Genomic DNA, 23,786 nt, shown 5'->3' on the forward strand with positions numbered 1-23,786 from the left:
AGGCGCGCGATTGTATAGAGAACTCGAAACGCAAGGCCATCGGGTGACGCACTGCCCTGCTCCGTTAGCATCGCCCGGCGCCACCGCAGGGGGTGGCGCAGGCACGCCGCGGGTCGGGGAGACACCGCGGCGGCCCTTCAAACAACCGATCGGAAAATAATCTTGAGCAAAAAAGCAGTATTGGGAGTCCTGGCCGCGGCCATCGCCGTCGCCTACGGCGGCAGCACCTGGTGGGCCGGCACGCAAATCAAATCGAGCTACGACGTCGCCCTGGGCGAACTGCCCAAGCAGACCGCGCTGGTGCGCGTGATCGAGCGCAGCTACGAACGCAACTTCCTCGGCGCCGTGAGCACCGTGACGCTCGAACTGGGTTGCCCGGCCGAAGCCGAAGCCGCCACCGCCCCTGCCGCCGCCACGACCGACGTCGCCGAAGCCGCGACCGAAGGCGATGAAGAAGAACCCGCTGAAGACGACAGCGACGCCGCGGCCACCCCGCCCAAGCCCGTGCGCATCACCATCCGCGACACCATCCGCCACGGCCCGATCGCCGGCGCCGCGCTGGCCGCGGCCGTCATCGACAGCGAACTGGTGCTCGACGCCAAGGCGCAGGCCGAGGCCGAGAAGCTGTTCGGCAAGGCCAAGCCGCTGACCGCGCGCACCAAGGTCGGCTTCGGCGGCGGCTTCACCAGCGACTTCACTGTCGCGCCCGCCAAGCTGGCCGAAGAAGGCAAGGGCGATTTCGCCTGGCAAGGTGCACAAGCCCGCCTGGACATGAACGCGGCCCGCACCCACGTGCGCTATGACATGACGATGCCCGGCCTGGACGTCAGCACCGCCTCCAAGGGCGTGCAGCTGAAGATGGGCAAGTTCACCGCCAAGGCCGACATGGACGGCAGCGCCGGCTGGATGCTCGCCACCGGCAAGTCCGAAGGCCGCCTCGACAGCTTCGAGCTGAACGCGCCCAAGGGCCTGGGCCTGGGCGCAGGCACCGAGGCCGCCCCCGCCAAGGCGATCAAGGTGCTGCTGCAAAGCATCGACCTGACCGGCGAAGCCACCATCAAGGACGGCCTGTACGCCTCCGAAGGCGCCTTCAAGGGCAAGGGCAAGGTCAACGAGACCGCCATCGACAAGTTCGAGATCGCCAGCAGCGCGCGCCGCATCCAGGCGGCCGGCTACAAGAAGCTGGCCGACGCCTGGCTGCAGTCGACCGCCGGTGCCGGCTGCGGCCAGCGCAGCAAGGCCCAGAAGGACGCGATGCAGGCGCTCATCGAGCAGCTCGCGCCCGACCTCAAGGCCATGGCCAAGCACAGCCCCGAAGCCGGCCTGGACCGCATGCTGGTCGAAATCGGCGGCCACAGCGCCGAGCTCAGCTACTCAGTGGCCCTCGCCGGCGTGACCGACGAAGACCTGCAACTGCCCGGCAACGCGCTGGTGCTCAAGCGCGGCGTGCTCAAGGCCAACGCGCGCGTGCCCGTGAAGTGGATCGAGAAGCTGGCCGAAACCGGCGCCGAGAGCGGCCGCACGCCGCCGCCTGAGATGCTCGCGGGCCTGATCGAACAGGGCGAAGCCAACGGCTACGTGAAGCGCACCGGCGACGACCTGGTCAGCCAGGTCGAGTTCAGCGAAGGCCAGCTCAAGCTCCTGGGCAAGCCGATGGGGAACTTCGGCAAGTAGGCACGGCCCGCCCCATGAAAAACGGCGCTGACCGCAAGGCCAGCGCCGTTTTTATTTGTTTGTTCGCCTCAGGCGGGCGTGCTCAGACCAGGCACTGCTCCAGCCCCTGCTCCAGGATCTCGCGCGGCAGCTCGATGCCGATGAACACCATGCGGCTCTGGCGCGCCTCGTCCTTGCCCCACTCCGGGCCCAGGTCGCTGCCCATGAGCTGGTGCACGCCCTGGAAGATCACCTTGCGCTCGGTGCCCTTCATGTTCAGCACGCCCTTGTAGCGCAGCATGCGCGGGCCGTAGATGTTCACGATGGCGCCCAGGAAGTCTTCGAGCTTGGCCGGGTCGAAGGCGCGGTCGGCCTTGTAGACGAAGCTCTTCACGTCGTCGTCCGTGTGGTGATGGTGGCCGTGGCCCTCGTGCTTGTGCGAGGGGTGGTCGCACGCCTCGCCATGCGCGTGGTCATGGTCGTGATGGTCGTGGTCGTCTTCCTTCAGGAAGTCGGGGTCGATGTCCAGCTTGGCGTTCAGGTTGAAGCCGCGCAGGTCGAAGATGTCCTTCAGCGGCACGTCGCCGAAGTGCGCCTTCTGCTGCGGCGCGCGCGGGTTCATGTGCTTCAGGCGGTGAATGAGCGCATCGGTCTCTTCGGCCGACACCAGCTCGCTCTTGCTGATGAAGATCTGGTCGGCAAAGCCCACCTGGCGGCGCGCTTCCTGGCGGTCGTTGAGCTGCTGCGGCGCGTGCTTGGCGTCGACCAGCGTGAGGATCGAGTCGAGCAGGTAGCTCTCGGCGATCTCGTCGTCCATGAAGAAGGTCTGCGCCACCGGGCCGGGATCGGCCAGGCCGGTGGTCTCGATCACCACGCGGTCGAAGTCGAGCAGGCCCTGGCGCTTCTTGGCGGCCAGCAGCTGCAGCGCTTCGCGCAGGTCTTCGCGGATGGTGCAGCAGACGCAGCCGTTGCTCATCTGCACGATCTGCTCCTTCGACTCGGTCACGAGGATGTCGCTGTCGATGTTCTCCTCGCCGAACTCGTTCTCGATGACCGCGATCTTCTGGCCATGGGCCTCGGTCAGGATGCGCTTGAGCAGCGTGGTTTTGCCCGAGCCGAGAAAGCCGGTCAGGATGGTCGCGGGAATGAGGGCCATGGAAAAGTGCTCCGGAAACGGAAAACAGAAAAAGGCGGGGGATTGGCGGGCAGTTTAGCCAATGCCACTGAGTTGCGTTGCCGACGGGGTCAAGCCCTCGTTCACAGGGGCTTTCTCACCACCACCAGCCCCTTCAGGTACTCCCCTTCCGGGAACTCGATGGTCATCGGGTGGTCGGGCGCGGCGCCCAGGCGCTCGGCGATGTAACCGTCCACGCCGGCGTCCAGCCCCGCCGAGGCCACGATCTTGTGGAACAGGTCGGCGCTGATGCCGCCCGAGCAGGAAAAGGTGAGCAGCACGCCGCCCGGCTCCAACAGCTTGAGCGCCAGGCGGTTGATGTCTTTATAGGCACGCGCCGCGCGCTCGGCGTGCGCCACCGTGGGCGCGAACTTCGGCGGGTCGAGCACGATGGCGTCGAAGGTACGGCCCTGGTCGATGAACTCGCGCAGCACCGTGTTCACGTTGGCGTCGAGAAACTCCGTGGCGATGCCCTGCCCTTCGAAGCCGTTGAGCGCCAGGTGCGCGCGCGCCCGCTCGAGCGCGGGCTGCGACGAATCGACCGACACCAGCGAGGCGCCCTCGAGCGCCCCGGCCGCCTTCAGGCCCGCGAGCGCGGCCACGGTGAAGCCGCCCGTGTAGCAGAAGCAGTTGAGCACGCGCCGAAAGCGCCGGTGCTGCGCCAGCTCGGCAAAGCGCTGGCGGCTGTCGCGCTGGTCAAGATAGAAGCCGGTCTTGTGGCCGGTGGCGATGTCCAGCGACAGCTGCCAGCCGTGCTCGCGGATGGTGATCTGGGTGGGGCCCTCGCCGCGCAGCCAGCCCGTGACCGGCTTCAGGCCCTCGCGCTCGCGGCCGCTGGCGTCGGAGCGCTCATACAGTTTGGTGAGCCCCGTGGCCTTGAGCAGCGCATCGGCCAGCACGTCTTTCCAGCGCTCCACGCCGGCCGACAGGAACTGCGCCACCAGCGTGTCGCCGTAGCGGTCGACGATCAGCCCCGGCAGGCCGTCGGCCTCGCCGTGCACCAGCCGCACGCCGTCGCTCTGCAGGTCGAAAAGGCTGCGCGCATGCACCGCGCGCGCGCAGACCGTGGAAAAAAAAGCAGCGTCGATGCGCTGCTTCTCGTCAAAGCTCCAGGCCCGCGCCCGGATCTTGGAGGTGGGGCCGAAGGCCGCCCACGCGAGAAAGTGGCCGTCGTGCGACTCCACGCGCACTGTTTCCCCCGAGTCCGCGCCGCCGCGCGCAATGGCGGATTCGAAGACCCAGGGATGGCGGCGTTGGAGCGAGCGCTCCTTGCCCGGCTTGAGGCGGAGGGTTTTCATGGGAGATGAATGAAAGAAGAAATGAAAGACGAAAGAAAACGATGCAGGCGACGGGTGTGGTGGCTACTTGCCGTCCTTGTCCGGCCGGGCCTTGGCGCGCGGATGCGCCGCGTCGTAGACCTTGGCCAGGTGCTGGAAATCCAGCCGCGTGTAGACCTGCGTGGTCGCGATGTTGGCATGGCCCAGCAGCTCCTGCACCGCACGCAGGTCGCTGCTCGACTGCAGCACGTGGCTCGCGAACGAGTGGCGCAGCATGTGCGGATGCACCGGCGCGGCCAGGCCCGCCTTCAGGCTGCGCTCGCGCAGCAGCTTCCACACCGCCTGCGACGACATGCGCGCACCGCGCGCACTGACGAACAGCGCCGACTCCTGGCGCTCGCCGCGCACCGCGAGCCAGTCGCGCAGCGCCTCGGCCGCCTTGCTGCCCACGGGCACGCTGCGCCGCTTGCTGCCCTTGCCGAGCACGTGGGCTTCCATGGCATCGAGATCGACCCAGCCGAGCGCCGTGGCGCTGGCCTGGGCGTCGAGCCCGGTGAGCTCGCTCACGCGCAGGCCGCAGCCGTAGAGCATTTCAACGATGGCGCCGTCGCGCGCTTCGGTCCGGGGGTCGGCCTCGGGGTCGTACAGCTCGGCCAGGCGCACCGCGTCGTCCACGCCCAGCGCCTTCGGCAGCGGCCGGCCCGCCTTGGGCGCATGCACGTCCTGCACCGGGTTGAAGCCGATCAGCCCTTCATGGCCGAGCCAGCGGTAAAAACTGCGCCAGCACGACAGCACCAGCGCAATGCCGCGCGGCTCGCGCCCGGCGCTGTGCAGCTGCGCCATCCAGCGGCGGATGTGGGCCGTCTGCACGCGGTCCAGCGGCAGGTTGGCCTCGGCGGCGTGGTCGGTCAGCGCGCGCAGGTGGAAGGCATACAGCTCGACCGTGCGCGGCGCGAGCCGACGCTCCACGCGCACGTGTTCGAGGTATTTGTCGATCCATTCCATGGTGTCGTCGTGCTCCGTGCGCCGCGCGGGGCCGCGCTAGCTAGAACAGATAACCGAGCGACGCATTGTTCACGATGGCGGCCGGCTCACGCAATGCGCCCTTGAACAGCATGCCCCAGCGGCGCCAGCACGAGGTGGGCGCGGCGGCGTACTGCACGTCGAAGGCCTGGTCGAAGCCGCTGGCACGCACCAGGCGCTCGATGCGCCACAGGTGGTAGGGCTCCGACACGATGATCACGCTGCGCACGCCGTTGGCTTCCAGCAGCGTGCGCGACAGCGACAGGTTGGCGCGCGTGGACGACGACACCGACTCCAGCACCATCGGCCCCGTGTAGCCCTCGGCCGTGGCGTGGTCGCGCATCACCTCGGCTTCGATGCGGCCGTCTTCCACGTCGACGCCGCCCGAGAACACCAGCGTCTGCACCCGACCGGCGCGCGCCAGCACGATGCCCTGGTCGACCCGGCCCGTGAGGCAGGGGTTCGGCTTGCCGTCGAGGTAGGCGCGGTTGCCCAACACCAGCGCCACGTCGGCCGCGCGCGGCATCGGGCCGGCCAGTGCGGCCTCGGCACGCTGCCAGATCACGCCCGCGATGGCGGCATACGTCAGCACGCCGGCCAGCAGGACCACGCACAGGCCGGTCAGCCAAGGCCGGCGGCGCCACCCGCTTCGCGCGGAACGGCTCAAGGGCGCAGCCGCGACAGCGCGCCCGACGACAGCTCGGCGATGCGCTCGAGAAAGTCCGTGCCCATTTCGGCGTTGAAGCGCTGCGCGTCCGGCGAGGCCAGCACCAGCAGGCCGAAGGCCGGCGACTCGGCGTCGGGGCGCAGCGGAATCAGCGCGATCGACGCGGCACCCTGCGGCTCGGGCAGCCAGTTGGCCGCCTCGAAGCCCGCGTTGAGCCCGCAATAAGGCGAGGTGAGCGAGGTGGCCAGCGCCTTCACGTCGTCGCTCACCCACTGGGCATAGGCTTCGTTGAGGTACTCGGTGCCGCAGTCCCACACCTTGATGGCCGTTTGCGGCACCAGGAACAGCGACTGCAGGTCGACCGCGATGCGGTACGGCAGGCTGCGCGGGTCGCGCGTGGTCAGGAGGCCCTTGGTCCAGCGCTGCAGGCGGTCGGCGATGACGACGTTTTCGGTGCCGTGGCGCACCATGTCCATCAGGCGGTGCTCCAGCGCCTTGATCTTCTCGCGCAGCATCTCGGCCTGGCGCTCCTGCAGGCTCACGGCGCGGTTGCCGTGCGGGCTGGTGAGCTGCACCTGCGCCAGCAGCTGGGCGTGGCGCTCGAAGAAGTCGGGGGTGTTCGACAGGTAGTTCGCGATGTCGTCTTCGGTGATCGGGTTCATGGCGTTGTTGTCGTGGGTGAATTGGGTCATGGCTGTTCCGAAATGTCGGGCACGTCGATCTCGCCCTCGAACACCGTCGTGGCCGGTCCTGTCATGAGCACCGGCCGGCCGTCGCCCTGCCACTCGATCGTGAGAATGCCGCCGTGCGTCTGCACGTCGACACGGGAATCCAGCAGCCCCAGGCGGATGCCCGCCACCACCGCCGCGCAGGCGCCCGTGCCGCAGGCCAGCGTTTCGCCGGCGCCGCGCTCGAACACCCGCAGCTTGATGTTCGTGCGGTCGACCACCTGCATGAAGCCGGCGTTCACGCGCTGCGGAAAACGCGGGTGGTGCTCGATCTGCGGGCCCTGCTCGGCCACGGGCGCGGTGTCGACGTTGTCGACCACCTGCACCGCGTGCGGGTTGCCCATGGACAGCACCGCTACCGAAACGATAGCGCTGCCGGCCCGGGTGCCCAGCGCCAGGTGCCAGGTCTGCCACGCGCCTTCGTGCTGCGGATCGAGCCCGGCCGTATCGAAGGGCACGCGCGCCGGCTCGAAGACCGGGGCGCCCATGTCGACCGTCACGCGGCCGTCGTCGCCCATGCGGGGTTCGATCACGCCGGCCAGCGTCTGCACGCGCACGTCTTTCTTCTCGGTCAGGCCGTGCTCGCTCACGAAGCGCATGAAGCAGCGCGCCCCGTTGCCGCACTGCTCCACCTCGCCGCCGTCGGCGTTGTGGATCACGTACTGGAAGTCGATGCCTGCAGCGGGCGACGGGCGCACCGTGAGGATCTGGTCGGCGCCGACGCCGAAATGGCGGTCGGCCAGGAAGCGGTACTGCGCGGCCGTGAGGCCCAGCGTGCCGCGCGTTTCGTCGAGCACGACGAAATCGTTGCCGGCTCCCTGCATCTTGGTAAAGCGGATTCGCATCGCCGGATTATCGCCACCGGCGCCGCCCTTCGCGCCGAAAGGGCCGCAGGGCTCGGCCCTTTCGACACACCCGGCCTCAGCCCTGGATGAACGCCAGCAGGTCGGCGTTGACCTGCGCCGCGTGCGTGGTGCAGGTGGCGTGCGGCGCGCCGGCGTACAGCTTGAGCTGGCTGCCCTTGATCATTTCGGCCGCCAGCTTGCCGGTGGCCTCGAAGGGCACGACCTGGTCGTCGTCGCCGTGGATCACGAGCGTGGGCACGTCGATCTTCGCCATGTCGGGGCGGAAGTCGGTCTCGGAGAACGCCGTCACGCAGTCGATGGTGGCCTTGATCGAGGCCTGCAGCGCGATCTGCAGCGTCTGCTTGAACACGCCCTGCGACACCTTCGCGCCCGGGCGGTTGGTGCCGTAGAACAGCGTGCTGAAGTCGTCGATGAACTGCGCCCGGTCGGCGGCCAGCCCGGCGCGGATGCCCGCGAACAGCGACGCCTCGGGGCCCACGGGATGGTCGGGCGTCTTCATGAAGAGCGGCGTCACCGCGCTGATGAGCGCCAGCTTGGCCACGCGCGCGCTGCCCTTGCGGGCGATGTAGCGCGTGACGTCGCCGCCGCCCATCGAGAAGCCCGCCAGGATCACGTTTTTCAGGTCGAGCGTTTCGATCAGCTCGGCGATGTCGTCGGCGAAGGTGTCGTAGTCGTAGCCGGTCCAGGGCTGGCTGGAGCGGCCGAAGCCGCGGCGGTCGAACGCGATGACGCGGTAGCCGCGCTCGGCGAAGAACAGCATCTGGGCGTCCCACATGTCGGCGCTCAGCGGCCAACCGTGGCTGAAGACGATGGGCTGGCCGCTGCCCCAGTCCTTGTAATAGAGCTCGGTGCCGTCGCGAAGGGTCAGTGTGGTCATGGTTTTTCCTTGAGATGGACGAAAGGGTGAAAGGGAAAGGGAAAGAAGAATCCGCGCCGCTCAGAGCGCCAGGAAGTGATGCACCTCGGGCTTACCCGGGCCGATGTGAAAGCGCAGCGCCTCGGCCTGCAGGTCGGCATCGGCGTGCGACACGCGGTGGTGCTGGCGCAGGTGCTCGGCCCACGATTCCACGAGGAACCACTCCATCACGCGCTCGGCGTCGGCCGTGTGCTCGTGCACGCCCCAGGCGTAGGCGCCGTCGCGGCGGCGCTCGAGCGACAGGCGCTTCATCGCATCGAGGAACGCCGGCCGGTCTTCCTTGCGGATGCGGTACTCGACCTGGATCATCACGGGCCCGCGGTCGTGCGCCACCGGCTCGGCCAGCAGCGGCTCGGGCCAGTGGTTCGAGGCCTGCAGGTCGGCCTCGCCGGCGGGCAGCCGCACGCGGTGGAACACCAGCCCCATCACCACCAGCCCCACGGCGCCCGCCACCAGCGTGGCCGGCACGCCGATCTGCTGCGCGACCAGGCCCCAGCCCAGGCTGCCCGCGGCCATGGCGCCGTTGAACACCGTGAGGTACACGGCCAGCCCGCGCCCGCGCACCCAGTTCGGCAGGATCGACTGCGCCACGCCGTTGAGCGTGGTCAGCGCAATGATCCAGCCCAAGCCGAGCACGCCCAGCATCGGCACCGCCAGCCATTGCGGCGGCGCGAACACCAGGGCGCCCATCACCGCGGCCGTGAGCAGCGAGGCCAGCAGCAGCATGCCGTCGGCATCGAGCCGGGCACGCAGCCGCGGCATCACCAGCGCGCCGCCGATGGCGCCCGCGCCCACCGCGCCGAGCAGGATGCCGTAGAAGCTCGCCGTGCCGCCGAGCATCTGGCGCGCCACCAGCGGCAGCAGCGCCCACACCGAGCTGGCGAACAAAAAGAACACCGCCGCGCGCAGCAGCACCACGTGCAGCTCCTTGCTGGCCCGCGTATAGCGCAGGCCCGCGCGGAAGGCGCCGAAGAAGTTCTCGGACAGCCCGCTGTCCACCGCCGCCGGGCGCTTCCACCACAACAGCGCCGCGATCACGAACACGTAGCTCAGCACGTCCAGCCCGTAGGTGGCGGCCGCGCCGAAGCTCGCCAGGATCAGCCCGCCCGCCGCCGGCCCGATGGAGCGCGCGATGTTGATGCCCAGCGAGTTCAGCGCCACCGCGCCCTTGAGCTCGCTGCGCGGCACCAGCTCCGGCACGATCGACTGCCAGGTCGGCCCCATGAGCGCCGCGCCGATGCCGCCCACGAAGGTCAGCGCAATCAGGTACTCGACCGTGAGCGTGCCCGCGTGCGACAGCACCAGCAGCGTGCCGCTCACCGCGGCCAGCAGCACCTGCACAAAGATCAGGAAGCGACGGCGGTCGAGGATGTCCGACAGCACCCCCGCCGGAATCGCCAGCAAAAAGATCGGCAGCGTCGCCGCCGTCTGGATCAGCGCCACGGCCGTCGGGCTGGCGGACAGGTCGGTCACCAGCCACGAACTGGCCACGTCGCGCATGAAGCTGCCGATGTTGCCCAGCACCGTGGCGGCCCACAGCACGGCGAAGACCGGCTGGCGCAGCGGCGCGAAGGCGCCGGCGGCTTTGGCTTGGGGCTCAGTCATCGTGGCGCTCCTTGAGGTCGAGCCAGGCGACGAGCAGGAAGCCGCCGACCAGGCCCAGGTGTTCGAAGAAGGCGTTGGCCGCCATGAAGCGCTCCTGCCCCAGCGGCATCTCCCAGAAACGCAGCGCGACGAAGGTCGCCATGAGCGTGAAGCCGCCCAGCGCGAGCGCGCCGAGCCAGCGCCAGAAGCCGGTGAGGATGAGCGCCGCCGCGCCCAGCTCCAGCACGATCACCGCCACGGCCAGCGGGCCGGCCGGCGCCAGGCCGAAGTGGTTCATCTCGGCGATGGCGGCGTTGAAGTCCAGCACCTTGTTCAGGCCGCCCTGCAGGTAGGCCGCGCACAGCAGCAGCAAGGCGATCCAGCGCACGGCGGGCGAAAGGGTCCAGTGCATGGCCTTCATCACACCGCCCAGCAGGCGCAACCCAGCGCGCCCCAGAAGCTCTTCAGGTCGGCAATGGGCAGCTTGCTGCTCCAGGCCGTCGCGTGGCTGTGGCCGTGCACGTTGCAGTCGTTGGCGCAGGCGCACGACATCGCGGCGTTGCGCATCACCTTCTGCAGCGGCGCGCCCTCTGCCGTGTCGGCCCAGCCGGCATAGCCGCCGAAGGTACGCGCGGGCGACCAGTCGGGCATGGCGGGCGGCAGGCCGCCTTCGTCGTGCGCGGCGAACGGGCCGGCGCCGTAGACCACCTTGCCGCCCACCATCGTGAGCAGCGCCGTGGTGTCGGCAATCTCCGATTCGGCGCAGGCGAAGAAGTCGCGGTCGGGCACCACCAGGTCGGCCAGCTGGCCTTCCTGGATGCGGCCCTTCTTGCCCTCTTCGTTCGAGAACCAGGTGACGTTCTCGGTCCACATGCGCAGCGCGGCCTCGCGGTCCAGGCAGTTGCGCTGCGGGTACAGCTGCATGCCGCCCACCGTCTTGCCCGTGACCAGCCACGACAGCGACACCCACGGGTTGTACGAGGCCACGCGCGTCGCGTCGGTGCCGGCCGACACCTTCAGGCCGCGCTCCAGCATCTTCTTGACCGGCGGCGTGGCCTCGGCCGCGCCGGGGCCGTAGCGCTCCACGAAATACTCGCCCTGGTAGGCCATGCGGTGCTGCACCGCCACGCCGCCGCCGAGCGCGGCAATGCGGTCCATCGACTTCTCGGAAATCGTCTCGGCATGGTCGAAAAACCAGTTCAGGCCGGCCAGCGGCGTGTCCTTGTTGACCTTCTCGAACACGTCGAGCGAACGGCTGATGGTTTCGTCGTAGGTCGCGTGCATGCGCCAGGGCCAGCGGTTCTGCGCCAGGATGCGCACCACGCCTTCGAGGTCGCCTTCCATCTCGGGCGCCATGTCGGGGCGCGGCTGGCGGAAGTCTTCGAAGTCGGCCGCCGAGAACACCAGCATCTCGCCCGCGCCGTTGTGGCGGAAGTAATCGTCGCCCTGCTTGTACCTGGAGTTCGCGGTCCAGTTCAGGAAGTCGTCCTTCTCGGCCTTGGGCTTCTGCGTGAAGAGGTTGTAGGCCAGGCGGATCGTGAGCTGCCCGTCGTCGTGCAGCTTCTGGATCACTTCGTAGTCGTCGGGGTAGTTCTGGTTGCCGCCGCCCGCGTCGATGGCGCCGGTCACGCCCAGGCGGTTGAGCTCGCGCATGAAGTGGCGCGTGGAATTGAGCTGGTAGTCGAAGGGCAGCTTCGGCCCCTTGGCCAGCGTGGCGTAGAGGATGGCCGCGTTCGGCTTGGCCAGCAGCAGGCCCGTGGGGTTGCCGGCGCTGTCGCGCACGATCTCGCCGCCGGGCGGCGCGGGCGTGTCCTTGGTGTAGCCCACGGCGCGCAGCGCGGCGCCGTTGAGCAGCGCGCGGTCGTACAGATGCAGGATGAACACCGGCGTGTCGGGCGCCACCGCGTTCAGCTCGGCCAGGGTCGGCAGGCGCTTCTCGACGAACTGGTGCTCGGTGAAGCCGCCCACCACGCGCACCCACTGCGGCGCGGGCGTGATCGCCACCTGGCGCTTGAGCATGCCCATGGCATCGGCCAGGCTCTTCACGCCGTCCCAGCGCAGCTCCATGTTGTAGTTCAGCCCGCCGCGAATGATGTGCAGGTGGTTGTCGATGAGGCCCGGCAGCACGCGCTGGCCTTGCAGGTCGATCACGCGGGTCTGGCTGCCGGCCAGCGGCAGCACGTCTTCGGCGCGGCCCACGCGGGTGAAGCGGCCGTCCTTGATGGCCACCGCGTCGGCCGTGGGGTTGGCACGGTCCAGCGTGGTGAAGCGGCCGTTGCGCAGGATGAGGTCGGGGGTCTGGGTGGTGGCCATGGTGGATGCGGGTGCGAGGGAGGTGGCTGCAAAGGCGCCGAGGGCGCCCAGGAAGTGGCGGCGTTGCGGGTCGGGGGCGTTCATGCGTCGCTCCGCTCGGACGGGCGGCTGCCGGTGGCGGCAGACTTCACCGCCCCGGGCTGCGCGCAGGTCGGCAGCTCGCCGAACACGTGCGGCTTGACCTGGTCATGCAGCCACGAGGTGGCGGCCGGCCGGTCGAACACCTGCCGCACCAGCGGCGGGATCTGCTCGCCGAGCAGGATGCCCAAGAGGCCCACCAGGGCGATCACCGGCGGCGCCGGCGAGCGCACCTGGAAGAGCGCGTAGATCACGCCGACCAGCAGGCCGAGCGCGAGGGAAACGACATAGGTCTTCATGGTCGGTCGGCCTTGCGGGTGCTCTGCGCTCAACCCTCGTGGGCGCCGAACATCGTCTTGGCGTACGTCACGCCCAGACCGTAGGCGCCGCCCACCTTCTTCGCAATACCGGTCGTCAACTCGTAGGTGTCGCCACGCGCCCAGTCGCGCTGCAGCTCGAGCAGGTACTGCAGCGAGGTCATCGGCTGCGCGCCGGCCTGCACCATGCGCTCCATGGCGCGGTTGTGCGCCTCGGTGGACACGTCGCCGCAGGCGTCGGCAATCACGTACACCTCGAAGCCCTGGTCCAGCGCCGACAGCGCCGGGCCCACGATGCACACGCTGGTCCACAGGCCGGCCAGCACGATGCGCGGCTTGCCGATGGCGTTCACGCGCTCGATCACGGCGGCGTCTTCCCAGGTGTTCATCGAGGTGCGGTCCAGCATCTTCTGGCCGGGGAAGGCGTCGGTGATCTCGCTGAACATCGGGCCCGAAAAGCTCTTCTCGGCCACCGTCGTGAGGATGGTCGACACCTTGAAGCCAGCCGCCGCCTGCGCCACCAGCGCGGCGTTGTTGCGCAGGTTCACGGCGTCGATCGAATGCGTGGCAAAGGCCATCTGCGACTGGAAGTCGATCATCACCAGCGTGTGGTCGGTGGGGGTGAGCAGCTTGGCGCCGGCGGTGGGGGTGGCTTGGACGGTCATGAAAGGCTCCTTCGGCAAAGTTGGGTGCGTGGATATTCGATTCGGTTCACAATCGCTTTCGGAGGGAATCTCCTTGGCGTGGGCTGAATCATCCGGTGCACGCAGGCCTCTATCGACGAAACTTTTCACCATCAATGATCGAAGTTTTCGATCATTCCTTTTTGCTGCGAGGAACGCCCCGTGCTCAAGCTCACCCTGGAAGCCATCGAGGTCGTCGACGCCATTGCGCGCCACGGCTCCTTTGCCGCCGCCGCCGCGCGGCTGAACAAGGTGCCCTCCACCATCTCCTACGCCGTGGGCAAGCTCGAAGAGCAGCTGGGCATGCTGCTGTTCGAGCGCAACGGCCCGCGCGTGACCCTCACCGCCGCCGGCGAAGAAATGCTCAAGGAAGGCCGCTGGCTGCTCGGCGCCGCGAGCGACCTCGAATCGCGCATGCGGCAGATTGCCACCGGCTATGAATCAGAGCTGCGGCTGGTGCACGACTCGCTCATTCCCACGCAGGCCTTCATGGACGACATCCGCGCCTTCGAAGACCTGCGCTGCGGCACGCGGCTGCGCATCGGCTGCGAGGCGCTCACCGGCAGCTGGGAAGCGCTGCGCGAGGGCCGCGCCGACATCGTCGTGGCCGCGGGCGAAGGCCCGGCCGGCGGCGGCCACCAGGCCGTGGCCGTGGGCAGCCTCGAGTTCGCCTTCTGCGTCGCGCCCACCCACCCGCTCACGCGGCTGAAGCGCCCCGTGCAGCGCGGCGACCTCATCGACTGCAACGCCATCGTGGTCGGCGACACCGCGCGCACCCTGTCGGACCGCACCGTGGGCCTCATGGCCGGCCAGCCGCGCATCACCGTGCCGTCGATGGCCGCCAAGGTCGCCTGCCAGGTCGCCGGGCTGGGCCACGGCTTCTTGCCGCGCGCCTGCATCACCGACGAGCTGGCGCGCGGCACGCTGGTCGAACTGCCGACCGAGGAACCGCGTGCACCCGAAGCCTTCTGGCTCGCATGGAAGACCGGCGCGCAGGGCCAGGCGCTGCGCTGGTGGCGCGAGCGGCTGCACCGCACGCTCGTGCCCGCGCTGCTGCCGCGCTCGTTCCTCTGAGAGAAGAAAAAAGAGAGGTTGTCGCTCAATCGCCGGCGCGCAGCTTGTCGAGCGCCCGGTCGAGAAACGCCAGCCGGTCTTGTCCCCAGAAGCGCTCGCCGTTCAGGATGAACGTGGGCGCGCCGAACACCCCCGCTTCCACCGCGTCGGCGCTGTTGGCGCGGTACACCGCCAGCACCTCGGCCGACTGCTCCAGCGCCTGCAGCGCCGCGCCGTCGTAGCCGTTTTCATCGGCGACGGCGATGCGCACCGCGGCCTGCGCCGTGTCGCGCTCCTCGGCCCACAGCGCGCGCAGCAGCGCGTGCGACAGCGGCTGCGCGTCGAGGCCCTGCAGCTGGGCGGCGATCACCATCCAGCCGGGGTACTTGTTCCAGTTCGGGTCGGTCGGCGCGCCCTTCGGGTAGTGCGCGGGCTCCAGGTTCATCGGCATGCCGAGGTAATCGCGCCAGCGCGACAGTTCCAGCGCGTGGTACGTGCGGCGTGGCTCGGGGCGCGTCTTCAGCGGAATGCCGCCGGTCTGCGGCACCACCGCCTGGAAGTCGTAGGGCTTGAGCGTGAGCTGCACATGGTGGCGGCGCACGATGTCTTGCAGTTGCGGGCCGCCGAGGTAGGCCCAGGGCGAGGAAAGGCTGTAGTAGCAGTCGATGGCGATCATGCGGGGATTATCTTCAGCCCCCGGCCGACGCGCCGCGCGCCACGGCCATACACCTCGCAACGCACCGCCTCGCGAACGCGGTGAAACTACGCCCCTTGCGCGTTGTGCATCGGCCGGGCCCTGCCCTTGCAATGCACCGCCGCCACTTTCCCGGGAGCCCTGATTTGCAGAAGAACACCCAAGCCAAGATTGCCCGCATTGCCCTGTCGGCCTCGGCCGCCGCCATTGGCAGCCTGGCCGCCTACTGGACCCTGCTCGCCACGCGACAGGGCCACATTCTTTTCAACGCCCGCAAGCTGCCCGTGGTGCATCTGTCGGACGATTTTTCGACCTACTCGCACCCCGTGCCCGGCGGCATGGTGCGCGGCTACGTGTACCACCCGCAGGGCGAAGACGCGCTGCAGGACCTGTTCATCTACTTCGCCGGTCGCGGCGAAGACGTGCGCGCCACCGCGCAGATGCTGCACTGGCTGCCCGAGGGCTTCGGCTTTGCGGCACTCAACTACCGGGGCGTGGCCGACTCGCAGGGCGCGCCTTCGGAAATTGCCTCCGTGGCCGACGCCGCCCAGTTCGCCAGCCACCTGCGCCGCGCCTTTCCGCAGGCGCGCCTGCACGTGGTGGGCCGCAGCCTGGGCACCGGCGTGGCCATCCAGCTCGTGGCGCGGCAGGAGTTTGCGAGCCTGCAGCTCATCACCCCCTACGACTCGCTGCTCGAAGTCGCCAAGAAGCGCTTTCCGCTCGTGCCGCTGTCGCTGTTGCTGCGGCACCGCTTCAACTCCATCGAGCACAGCAAGGAAGTCGCCGCCAAGACCCAGGTGCTGCTCGCCGCGAAGGACGACGTGGTGCCCCACGAACGCTCCGAAAAACTCATCGCCGCCTGGCCCACGCCCGTGAGCGTGCAGACCGTGTCGAACTCGGACCACCACAACATCACCGGGCTCGAAGAGACCTGGCTGATGCTGGTGGACTTTGCGTTGACGGCGGTGTTGCCGGAGACGAAGGCGGCTTGAGGGTTGCGGGCCGGGCGTGATGCAGAGGCTTCACGCTGGCCGCTGTGGGCTACGCCGGCTTGAGCGAGGGTTGTGCTTGCAGCGCATCGCGTACGGCGCCTGCTGTTGCGTTGACGGTGGCGATGCGTGTCATCAATGCCTCGTTGAGCAGGCGCAACAAGGCGCTCAGTTCAGTGCGGGTGGGGGCGAGCTCTTCGCTGTCGTTCAGGGCGCTGGTGTCTACGAGCTTTTCTAGGGCGGTGTAGGCGCGCATTACGGCGTTGAGGTTGTCGGCGTCGTCGCAGGCTTGGACCGCAAGGTCGTCGAGGTCTGATGACGAGAAAGTGGGGCGAGCGCTCGGTTGCGCGGGGACGGGTGCAGATTCAGCCATGTGCGGCCTCCGGAGGGATTTTGGTTTGCTACAACCGACGCCCCCGCTTCCAAACGATGGCGGCAGCTCGAACGGGTTGGAAGACCGGAAAACCCCTTGTAGAGAAACCGGCAGGACTCGCGCCCTCCCGTCCGAGCCGCCTAAAAAAGCAGCGCGAACGAAAAAGCCGCAGACCATGTGCGGGTCCTGCGGCTTTCGTCGCAGGGGTTTTAGCGGGCTTCCAAACCCGATCGCAATCTCGTGCGACGCGAAAGTATATCTAGTGACTGCGGCCCATCACAAAAGCACTCATCGCCACGTCCCTTCAGCAACCACCTAGTGATTGCACCTATCTGTCTGACTGACAAACCAACCGCAGACATGTAACAATATGAACCGGAGGGGCGGGTCTAAAGCTGTCCCAGACGGCGAATCTGATGACAAACGGGCCTCCCGTTGAGGCGAAAGCCTCTGGTCCTGAAAAGGGCGATTAACATAACTTTCAAACTCTCGCTCCTCCACCTCATGAATCACGATATTTGGTTTACTTACAAATCTCGCATCGCAGCAGAAGTTCGCCTCAAGAACAACGACCTTCATTCCCAAATATTATTAGTTTGGTACGCAATAGTTTCCTCTGCAGCAGCAGTTGTGGCCTTGAGATACGAAAAATTTGCAGGACCAAATACGGACATCTACACCACAATCCTTTCAATAGCACTATTGGGAATTTCATTACTCGTTGCAAGTAGAGACTACAGAGGCAGAGCATTGCAGATGCGCGCAAATCACATCTCACTAAAGCGCCTGTACGAAGAGCTAAATTCTGGAACAATTCCAGCAGACAAAAAGCCCGAACTTTATTCCAAGCTTCTTCTGGAATGCGAAAATCACACCCCATACGACTACCGGCATTTTAGAATTTTTAATTCCTCCATTCTCAGCTCTCACAAACCAACAAAGATTGATTATTTTTTGTTTTTTTCCTTGTGCATAGCTCGAATGGGGGGATTTTTACTGCTCTATCTGCTTCCTTTTGCAGCATTTTGGAGAAAACTTGTCTAAGCCGAACGCCGCCCGCGCATTTCGAAAGACGTTTTCCGAAATCAAGATCAAGGCCGTCTATGACACAAAGATTGTTGGCACGAAAACGATCGGCCTTGACCGCGTGGACTCGCAAAATTTTGATGGCAACAATGCAAGGGAAATTGCATTAATCTCTCGAAAAGTTCTTTCGGGAGAGTATCGATTTACAAAATACAAAGAAAAATTAATTTCAAAGGGCCTAGGCAAATCTCCTAGGCAACTTTCGATACCAACAATTCGCGATCGGCTTACGCTGAAGTTGTTATGCGAATATCTTTTTGAGGTGTTTCCCGAGTCAAAACCCTCCCTCCCACAAGACAAAATTGAAAAACTCAAGAAGGCAGTTGACGGGGGGGACCATACTCACTTCATAAAGATTGATCTCAAGGATTTTTATCCATCCATCAATCACAAATTACTGATCTCCAAAATAAGAAAGAGAATAAGACTTGAGGAATTTCGGACACTTTTTATAGCAGCACTGGAAAGTCCAACCGTCTCGGAATCAAACATAAAGGGCGCATCAAAAGTAGAGCAAGGAGTTGCCCAGGGCTTATCCATTTCAAATGTCTTGGCGGAGATATTTATGATGGATGTGGACAGCAAGATTAAGGAGGTTGCTCCGGTTTTTTTCCGATTTGTCGATGACCTAATAGTACTGACAGACTCCAATCCTCGGGAAATATTTGCAAAAATAAACTCTATCCTTCGAACAAGTAAATTAAACCCTCATCCGATCGACTCCATTGGATCGAAAACAAAAATAGGGAAAATTTCGGACGGGCTCGAGTTTTTGGGTTACGCGATCAAACCCCACAAGGTTTCGGTGCGAAAAAGTAGCGTCATAAACTTCGAAGGATCTTTGGTCGACGCATTTTCAGAGTACAAGCATCGACTTAGAAATGCAAAAAATGCAAAAGAACAAGAAGCAGCGCTAGTAAGATTTAGATGGAATCTAAACTTAAAAATAACTGGATGCATCTATAAAAATCAAAGATTTGGCTGGGTCTTTTATTACTCGCAAATCAACGATCTGAGCATCTTAAGAAGAGTGGACAACACTATTGAGCTACTCTTCAATCGATTTAAAATAGCCAAGCCGCCGAACCCCAAGAGATTGCTGAAGGCCTTCTACGAATCCAAAAGAACGGACAAAGAAAGTCATTGGTACATCCCCAACTACGATTTTCTTTCAATAGAAAAGAAGAAAAAATTTCTAACGGGGATTGGGCAAAAGATCGATGAACTTCCAGACAGAGAAGTTGACTACGTTTTTCATCGACTAATTCGAAGAGCCACCCGAAGTCTTGAAAAAGACGTTTTAAGTTTTTCCTAATTCATAGTCTTTTATATTTGACTGACAGTCAAATATCTTCTTCTTAGATCACTATTTTTCTGCAAAGGTATCCGCAAGACACTCCTCCCATCCCAGAAGGAGTGCTCTCATGCCAATCGCCTTACTCGCGCTGACCCTCAGCGCCTTCGCCATCGGAACGACCGAGTTCGTCATCGTTGGCCTCATTCCCACCGTCGCGGCCGACCTCGGCATCGGCCTTCCCTCGGCGGGCCTTTTGGTCAGCCTCTATGCGCTGGGCGTTGCCATCGGCGCGCCGGTGCTCACGGCCCTCACGGGCAAGCTGCCGCGCAAGGCGCTGCTGCTCGGGCTGATGGCGCTGTTCACGGTCGGCAACCTGCTGGCGTGGCAGGCGCCCAGCTATGAATCGCTGATTGCCGCCCGCGTGCTCACGGGGCTGGCGCACGGGGTGTTCTTCTCGATCGGCTCGACCATTGCCACCGGCCTGGTGCCGAAGGAAAAGGCGGCGAGCGCCATCGCGATCATGTTCACGGGCCTCACGGTGGCGCTGGTCACGGGCGTGCCGCTGGGCACGTTCATCGGGCAGCACTTCGGCTGGCGCGAGACTTTCCTGGCGGTGTCGGCGTTGGGCGTGATCGCCTTCGTGGGCAGCTGGATCTTCGTGCCGGGCAACATCCGCCACACGCCGCCGGCCTCGCTGGCGCAACAAGCCAAGGTGCTGGCCGAGCCGCGCCTGCTGCTGGTATACGCCAAGACGGCCATCGGCTACGGCGGCTCGTTCATTCCGTTCACGTTCCTGGCGCCGATCCTCACCGACGTGTCGGGCTTCAGCGCCGGCGCGGTGGGCTGGGTGATGCTGGTGTACGGCATCTCGGTGGCGGTGGGCAACATCTGGGGCGGCAAGCTGGCCGACCGCATGGGCCCGATTCCGGCGCTGAAGATCATCTTTGCGCTGCTGGCGGCCGTGCTGCTGGTCTTCAACTTCGCGGCGCCGCACAAGTGGCTGGCGCTGGTGGCGGTGCTGATGTGGGGCGCGGTGGCGTTCGGCAACGTGCCGGGGCTGCAGGTGTACGTGGTGAAGCAGGCCGAGCGCTTCACGCCGCAGGCGGTGGACGTGGCCTCGGGCCTGAACATCGCGGCCTTCAACCTGGGCATTGCCGGCGCGGCCTGGGCCGGCGGCCTGATCGTGACGCACCTCGGGCTGATGCACACGCCCTGGATCGGCGCACTCGTCGTGCTGGTGTCGCTCGCCCTCACGCAGTGGAGCGGCTCGCTCGACCGCCGTGCCGGCATTCCGGTGCGCGCCTCGGGGCCGGTGCCGGTCGGGCACTGAGCTTTCCTCTTCTCCTCTTTTTCTTTCTTTGAACACAAGGAACACACACGCCATGACCACGAACAACCACACCCCCATTCCCGCCTTCGGCCTCGGCACCTTCCGCCTGCAGGGCCAGGTGGTGATCGACTCGGTGAAGAACGGCCTCGACCTGGGCTACCGCACGATCGACACGGCGCAGATCTACGGCAACGAAGCCGAGGTGGGCCAGGCCATTGCCGAAAGCGGCGTGGCCCGCAGCGAGCTTTTCATCACCACCAAGATCTGGACCGACCACTACGCGAAGAGCAAGCTGGTGCCCAGCCTGAAAGACAGCCTCGCCAAGCTGCGCACAGACCATGTGGACCTGACGCTGATCCACTGGCCCTCGCCCGGCAACACGGTGCCGGTGGCGGAGTTCATGGGCGCGCTGGCCGAGGCCAAGGCGCTGGGGCTCACGAAGCAGATCGGCGTGTCGAACTTCAACATCGCGCTGATGCAGGAGGCCATTGCCGCCGTGGGCGCGCCGGCCATCGCCACGAACCAGATCGAGCTGCACCCCTACCTGCAGAACCGCAAGGTGGCGGCCTTCGCGCAGAGCCAGGGCATCCGCATCACCTCGTACATGACGCTGGCCTACGGCAAGGTGCTGAACGACCCGGTGATCGGCGCCATTGCCGCGGCGCACGGCGCCACGCCCGCGCAGGTGGTGCTGGCCTGGGCGATGCAGCTGGGCTACGCGGTGATCCCGTCGTCGACGAAGCGCGCGAACCTCGAGAGCAACCTGAAGGCGCAGCAACTGACGCTGACCGAGGCCGAGATGGCGCAGATCGCCACGCTCGACCGGGGCGAGCGGCTGACCGATCCGCAAGGGCTGTCGCCGGCGTGGGACTGAGGCGCTGGCGCGGGACATAGCGCCGCGCGGCAGAATGCAGTGCCCCCCTCGGGGCGCCCTCATGGGCGCCCTTTTTCTTCTGCTTCTTTTCGCTTGCCAGCCATGACCGACCTCCACACCCGCATCTCCGACAGCTTCAACGCACAGGGCCTGATGGCCACGCTCGGCGCGCGGCTGGTGCATGTGGGCGACGGCGAGGTGCACATCGAGATGCCGTTTGCAAGAGCGCTGTCGCAGCAGCGCGGCTATGTGCATGCGGGCGCGGTGACGAGCATCGTCGACAGCGCCTGCGGCTACGCGGGGCTCACGAAGGCGCCGCAGGGCTGCGACGTGGTGACGGCGGAGTTCAAGATCAACTTCATGCGGCCCGCGCTGGGCGAGCGCTTCCTGGCGGTGGGCCGGGTGCAGAGTTCGGGCAAGCTGCTCGCGGTGTGCACGGGCGAAGTGCGTGCCTTCGCGAAGGCGGGCGACACCGACTACAAGGTGGTGGCGATGATGCAGGCGACCATCGTGAACGTGCCGCAGTGAGCGAACGGCACCCCGCTTCGCGCCACTAGCAACGCGGCGTGGCGGTGACTTCGCTGGGCTGTTCCTGTTGCTGCTGTGGCGGCTTCTGCTGCTCGGCGATCACCGCGCGGCACAGGGCCTGCAGTTCGGCCGCGACGATGTCGGGCGCCTTGCGCAGCTCGGCAATGTCGCGCTCGCCGACGCAGTGGCCTTCGAGGCGCACGTAGATGCGGCTGAAGTTACCGCCGAGCGCGCGTGCAATGTCGCGCAGGCAATCGGCCACGCTGGCAAAGCCGGTGTGGCTGTACGAGCTGGGCGGGATCACGCCCTTGGAGCGCGGCGCGCGCACGGAATACAGGTACGACGCGCCTTCAGACCGCAGCTCCACCACGGGCTGCAGGCCTCTCTGAACGTCGCCGTTGCCTTGCTTTCCTTGCATGGGCGGAGTGTAAATCTGGCGAAGGCAGAATCTGTCGACCAGGCCGAAGGCCGCTTCGCGAGGGGTGGCTCTTCTTCATTTTTTGTTGGTTCACCGCGGCGCACTCAGAGTGCAGCCGCCGTTCACACTTCATCAATCCAATGGCCAATCGCTCCTACCTCTACAGCCTCACCAACCGGCCCACGGCGTACACGGACCGACCCGAAACCATCTCGGGCATCTCCGAATGGAACTACGACATTCCGTTCATGTACCGGCTGCTGATGTCGGGCGATCCGCAGCTGTGCGCGTCGCTGATCTCCGACGGCCTCGACAGCGACGAGGGGGATGAGAAGGTCCGGCTGTACGCGATCAGCGGCCGCTTCGAGCCGGGCTTTGCGCGGGTGAAGCGGCTCATCGACATCATGCGGTACCTGGCGGCGCAGGCGCCGGTGCCTGCGCCCGCGCCTGCTGCCCCGCCCGTCGTGGCCGCGCCGAAGGCCACGTCGTTCGTCGACCGGCTCAAGGGCTGGTTCTCGCCGTCGGCCGCACCGAAGGCACCGCCTGCAGCTGTCGCGCCCGCAGCGGCCACACCCGCGACGGGCTCGACGCAGCTGCCGGGCTGGCTGGACGAGACCCTGGCTTTTCTCGAAGCCCACCGCAACGAGCACCTGCTGCTGGAGACGGTCGAGCTCGACACGATGTACGAATCGGAAGAAGCCCCGCTGCGGGCCTGTGTCGAGAAGGAGCTCGCGCGCTGCCAGCAGGCCGGCGCCGCGCTCGATGCGCTGCCGCAAGACATCGCGGCGGCGGCGCAACTGCTGCGCGAGGCGGGTGCGAAAAAGCAGGCGGCCCCGCTCGATGCGTTCTTCGGGCTGCGCTTCGACGACGACTGCGACAGCACGCGCAGCCGCGCCACGGAATATCCGCTGGGGCTGCAGTGGTACGACGTGCTGTATTTCGGCCTGCTCAACCGCGCCGAGTTCGAAGCAGCCACGCGCGGCGACGCTGCGGCCGCGTAGCGCTTCAGTCGCCGCGTCGCGGCTCAGCCCACGCCGAGAGGATGCGCACGGCTTCGGCGTCCATCTTCTGCTCGGCCGGCTGCGCACGCGCGGCCAGCGGTGCGCCGGCTTCGGTGCGCAACACGTCGACGTCGATGGGGTGGCGTGCCGCCACGGTCACGCCTTGGAAGGCTTCACCCGACTGCGCGAGCGTGGCCGCGTAGTACAGCTGGCCGATGCCCGCGATGTGCATGGCCGCCACGCACATGGCGCAGGGCTCGCACGAGGTGTAGAGCTCGCAGCCCGACAGGTCGACGGTGCCCAGCCGGCGGCAGGCATCGCGAATGGCCTCGACCTCGCCGTGCGAGGTGGGGTCGTGGTGTGCGACGGAGTGGTTGAAGCCCTCGCCCACCACCTCGCCATTCTTGACGACGACGGCGCCGAAGGGCTCGGTGCCGGGCTCCTGGAGCGCCCGGGCCGAGAGGGCCAGGGCGCGCTGCATGAAGTGTTCGTTGTACATGGGTCGAATCTCCGTTTGTCTCAGGCCTTGCGGGCCTGCTCGATGGGGGACGGCGCGGGCGCGGCCTGCGCGCCGAACAGGCCGGCAGTGGCACTGGCGTAGCGGCGCGGGTCGAAGCGCAGCACGGCGGGCAGCAGCAGCACGGTGACAGCGGCCAGGTAGGCCCAGGCCATGGTGAAGCCGCCGGTCTGCTCGCGCACCCAGCCGGTGACGAAGGGCGCGAGCGCCGCGATCATGAAGCCCACGCCCTGCATGAAGCCGGCGAGCGCGCCGGCCTGCGCGGGGTCGGGCCGGTGGTCGAGCGCGAGCACCATGCACAGCGAGAACGCACCGCCCAGGCCGGTGCCGAGCACGACGGCGATGAC

General features: G+C 66.2%; 25 protein-coding genes and 1 pseudogene. 9 read left to right on the forward strand and 17 right to left on the reverse strand.

The window, feature by feature from the left end; genetic code table 11:
- The first annotated feature begins 162 nt into the window (after positions 1-162).
- Positions 163-1,674, forward strand: coding sequence for a YdgA family protein (locus VBO01S_RS11885; protein WP_255221106.1), 1,512 nt, complete (start codon positions 163-165; stop codon positions 1,672-1,674).
- 82 nt (positions 1,675-1,756) lie between these two features.
- Here the strand turns inward: VBO01S_RS11885 and VBO01S_RS11890 are convergent, their stop codons facing one another.
- The 12 genes from VBO01S_RS11890 to VBO01S_RS11945 all read right to left on the reverse strand — a co-directional run bounded on the left by VBO01S_RS11890 (position 1,757) and on the right by VBO01S_RS11945 (position 13,261).
- Positions 1,757-2,809, reverse strand: a complete 1,053-nt coding sequence (locus tag VBO01S_RS11890) for a CobW family GTP-binding protein (RefSeq protein ID WP_062474247.1) — start codon at positions 2,807-2,809, stop codon at positions 1,757-1,759.
- Between the two features lie 101 nt (positions 2,810-2,910).
- A complete protein-coding gene (locus VBO01S_RS11895; RefSeq protein WP_062474249.1) occupies positions 2,911-4,125 on the reverse strand; it encodes a class I SAM-dependent rRNA methyltransferase in 1,215 nt (404 codons plus the stop codon).
- Between the two features lie 63 nt (positions 4,126-4,188).
- Positions 4,189-5,109 carry a tyrosine recombinase XerC gene (locus tag VBO01S_RS11900; RefSeq protein WP_062474251.1) on the reverse strand — a complete coding sequence of 307 codons (921 nt, stop codon included), beginning with the start codon at positions 5,107-5,109 and terminating at the stop codon, positions 4,189-4,191.
- 40 nt (positions 5,110-5,149) lie between these two features.
- On the reverse strand, positions 5,150-5,794 hold the full coding sequence (locus VBO01S_RS11905; protein ID WP_255221107.1) for a YdcF family protein: 645 nt from the start codon (positions 5,792-5,794) through the stop codon (positions 5,150-5,152).
- Positions 5,791-6,486, reverse strand: a complete 696-nt coding sequence (locus VBO01S_RS11910) for a DUF484 family protein (RefSeq protein WP_062474254.1) — start codon at positions 6,484-6,486, stop codon at positions 5,791-5,793. The genes VBO01S_RS11905 and VBO01S_RS11910 overlap by 4 nt, the downstream gene beginning before the upstream one ends.
- Positions 6,483-7,367, reverse strand: a complete 885-nt coding sequence (dapF, locus tag VBO01S_RS11915) for a diaminopimelate epimerase (protein WP_062474255.1) — start codon at positions 7,365-7,367, stop codon at positions 6,483-6,485. Before dapF ends, VBO01S_RS11910 begins: the two co-directional genes overlap by 4 nt.
- 76 nt (positions 7,368-7,443) lie before the next feature.
- The gene (locus VBO01S_RS11920) at positions 7,444-8,265 is read right to left on the reverse strand and encodes an alpha/beta fold hydrolase (protein WP_062474258.1); all 822 of its coding nucleotides are present in this window, start codon (positions 8,263-8,265) and stop codon (positions 7,444-7,446) included.
- Between the two features lie 60 nt (positions 8,266-8,325).
- Positions 8,326-9,909, reverse strand: a complete 1,584-nt coding sequence (locus tag VBO01S_RS11925; protein ID WP_062474260.1) for an MFS transporter — start codon at positions 9,907-9,909, stop codon at positions 8,326-8,328.
- Complete coding sequence (locus VBO01S_RS11930) at positions 9,902-10,300, reverse strand: DoxX family protein (RefSeq protein WP_062474291.1); 399 nt, start codon at positions 10,298-10,300, stop codon at positions 9,902-9,904. The genes VBO01S_RS11925 and VBO01S_RS11930 overlap by 8 nt, the downstream gene beginning before the upstream one ends.
- An 8-nt stretch (positions 10,301-10,308) precedes the next feature.
- Positions 10,309-12,201: an amidohydrolase gene (locus VBO01S_RS11935; RefSeq protein ID WP_062474293.1), complete on the reverse strand. Its 1,893-nt coding sequence runs from the start codon at positions 12,199-12,201 to the stop codon at positions 10,309-10,311.
- A gap of 80 nt (positions 12,202-12,281) precedes the next feature.
- Positions 12,282-12,578 (reverse strand): DUF1427 family protein, encoded by a 297-nt coding sequence (locus VBO01S_RS11940; RefSeq protein WP_062474262.1) that lies wholly within the window; start codon positions 12,576-12,578, stop codon positions 12,282-12,284.
- A 29-nt stretch (positions 12,579-12,607) separates the two neighbouring features.
- Complete coding sequence (locus VBO01S_RS11945; RefSeq protein WP_062474264.1) at positions 12,608-13,261, reverse strand: hydrolase; 654 nt, start codon at positions 13,259-13,261, stop codon at positions 12,608-12,610.
- Positions 13,262-13,441: 180 nt separating this feature from the next.
- Here VBO01S_RS11945 and VBO01S_RS11950 point away from each other — a divergent pair, with 180 nt between their 5' ends.
- Positions 13,442-14,353 (forward strand): LysR family transcriptional regulator, encoded by a 912-nt coding sequence (locus VBO01S_RS11950; protein ID WP_062474265.1) that lies wholly within the window; start codon positions 13,442-13,444, stop codon positions 14,351-14,353.
- 25 nt (positions 14,354-14,378) lie between these two features.
- On the opposite strand, the gene VBO01S_RS11955 is transcribed toward VBO01S_RS11950, so the two are convergent.
- Entirely contained in the window at positions 14,379-15,008 is a 630-nt protein-coding gene (locus tag VBO01S_RS11955) for a 2-hydroxychromene-2-carboxylate isomerase (RefSeq protein ID WP_062474267.1), read from the reverse strand.
- Between the two features lie 164 nt (positions 15,009-15,172).
- On the opposite strand from VBO01S_RS11955, the gene VBO01S_RS11960 reads away from it, so the two are divergent.
- On the forward strand, positions 15,173-16,018 hold the full coding sequence (locus VBO01S_RS11960) for an alpha/beta hydrolase (RefSeq protein ID WP_235944225.1): 846 nt from the start codon (positions 15,173-15,175) through the stop codon (positions 16,016-16,018).
- A gap of 49 nt (positions 16,019-16,067) precedes the next feature.
- On the opposite strand, the gene VBO01S_RS11965 is transcribed toward VBO01S_RS11960, so the two are convergent.
- A complete protein-coding gene (locus VBO01S_RS11965) occupies positions 16,068-16,388 on the reverse strand; it encodes a hypothetical protein (protein WP_062474271.1) in 321 nt (106 codons plus the stop codon).
- Positions 16,389-16,892: 504 nt separating this feature from the next.
- Here VBO01S_RS11965 and VBO01S_RS31755 point away from each other — a divergent pair.
- The 5 genes from VBO01S_RS31755 (at position 16,893) to VBO01S_RS11980 (ending at position 21,503) form a co-directional block, all read left to right on the forward strand.
- On the forward strand, positions 16,893-17,432 hold the full coding sequence (locus VBO01S_RS31755; protein WP_082818108.1) for an SLATT domain-containing protein: 540 nt from the start codon (positions 16,893-16,895) through the stop codon (positions 17,430-17,432).
- Positions 17,425-18,789: a reverse transcriptase domain-containing protein gene (locus tag VBO01S_RS31760; RefSeq protein ID WP_169805049.1), complete on the forward strand. Its 1,365-nt coding sequence runs from the start codon at positions 17,425-17,427 to the stop codon at positions 18,787-18,789. Before VBO01S_RS31755 ends, VBO01S_RS31760 begins: the two co-directional genes overlap by 8 nt.
- A gap of 109 nt (positions 18,790-18,898) precedes the next feature.
- A complete protein-coding gene (locus VBO01S_RS11970) occupies positions 18,899-20,101 on the forward strand; it encodes an MFS transporter (RefSeq protein ID WP_062474273.1) in 1,203 nt (400 codons plus the stop codon).
- A 52-nt stretch (positions 20,102-20,153) separates the two neighbouring features.
- Positions 20,154-20,975: a 2,5-didehydrogluconate reductase DkgB gene (gene dkgB, locus VBO01S_RS11975; protein WP_062474275.1), complete on the forward strand. Its 822-nt coding sequence runs from the start codon at positions 20,154-20,156 to the stop codon at positions 20,973-20,975.
- 102 nt (positions 20,976-21,077) lie between these two features.
- Positions 21,078-21,503, forward strand: coding sequence for a PaaI family thioesterase (locus VBO01S_RS11980; protein WP_062474277.1), 426 nt, complete (start codon positions 21,078-21,080; stop codon positions 21,501-21,503).
- A 25-nt stretch (positions 21,504-21,528) separates the two neighbouring features.
- Here the strand turns inward: VBO01S_RS11980 and VBO01S_RS11985 are convergent, their stop codons facing one another.
- The gene (locus tag VBO01S_RS11985; protein WP_062474279.1) at positions 21,529-21,921 is read right to left on the reverse strand and encodes a hypothetical protein; all 393 of its coding nucleotides are present in this window, start codon (positions 21,919-21,921) and stop codon (positions 21,529-21,531) included.
- 140 nt (positions 21,922-22,061) lie between these two features.
- On the opposite strand from VBO01S_RS11985, the gene VBO01S_RS11990 reads away from it, so the two are divergent.
- Positions 22,062-22,922, forward strand: a complete 861-nt coding sequence (locus VBO01S_RS11990) for a DUF7822 domain-containing protein (protein ID WP_062474281.1) — start codon at positions 22,062-22,064, stop codon at positions 22,920-22,922.
- Between the two features lie 4 nt (positions 22,923-22,926).
- Here VBO01S_RS11990 and VBO01S_RS11995 read toward each other — a convergent pair whose 3' ends face one another.
- Together VBO01S_RS11995 and VBO01S_RS32665 are read right to left on the reverse strand one after the other, a co-directional pair.
- The gene (locus VBO01S_RS11995) at positions 22,927-23,421 is read right to left on the reverse strand and encodes a nucleoside deaminase (RefSeq protein ID WP_062474282.1); all 495 of its coding nucleotides are present in this window, start codon (positions 23,419-23,421) and stop codon (positions 22,927-22,929) included.
- 20 nt (positions 23,422-23,441) lie between these two features.
- Positions 23,442-23,786: pseudogene (locus tag VBO01S_RS32665) on the reverse strand (cyanate transporter); the annotation flags it as partial.

It is taken from the genome of Variovorax boronicumulans NBRC 103145 (genome assembly GCF_001591345.1).
Classification (GTDB): Bacteria; Pseudomonadota; Gammaproteobacteria; order Burkholderiales; family Burkholderiaceae_C; genus Variovorax; species Variovorax boronicumulans.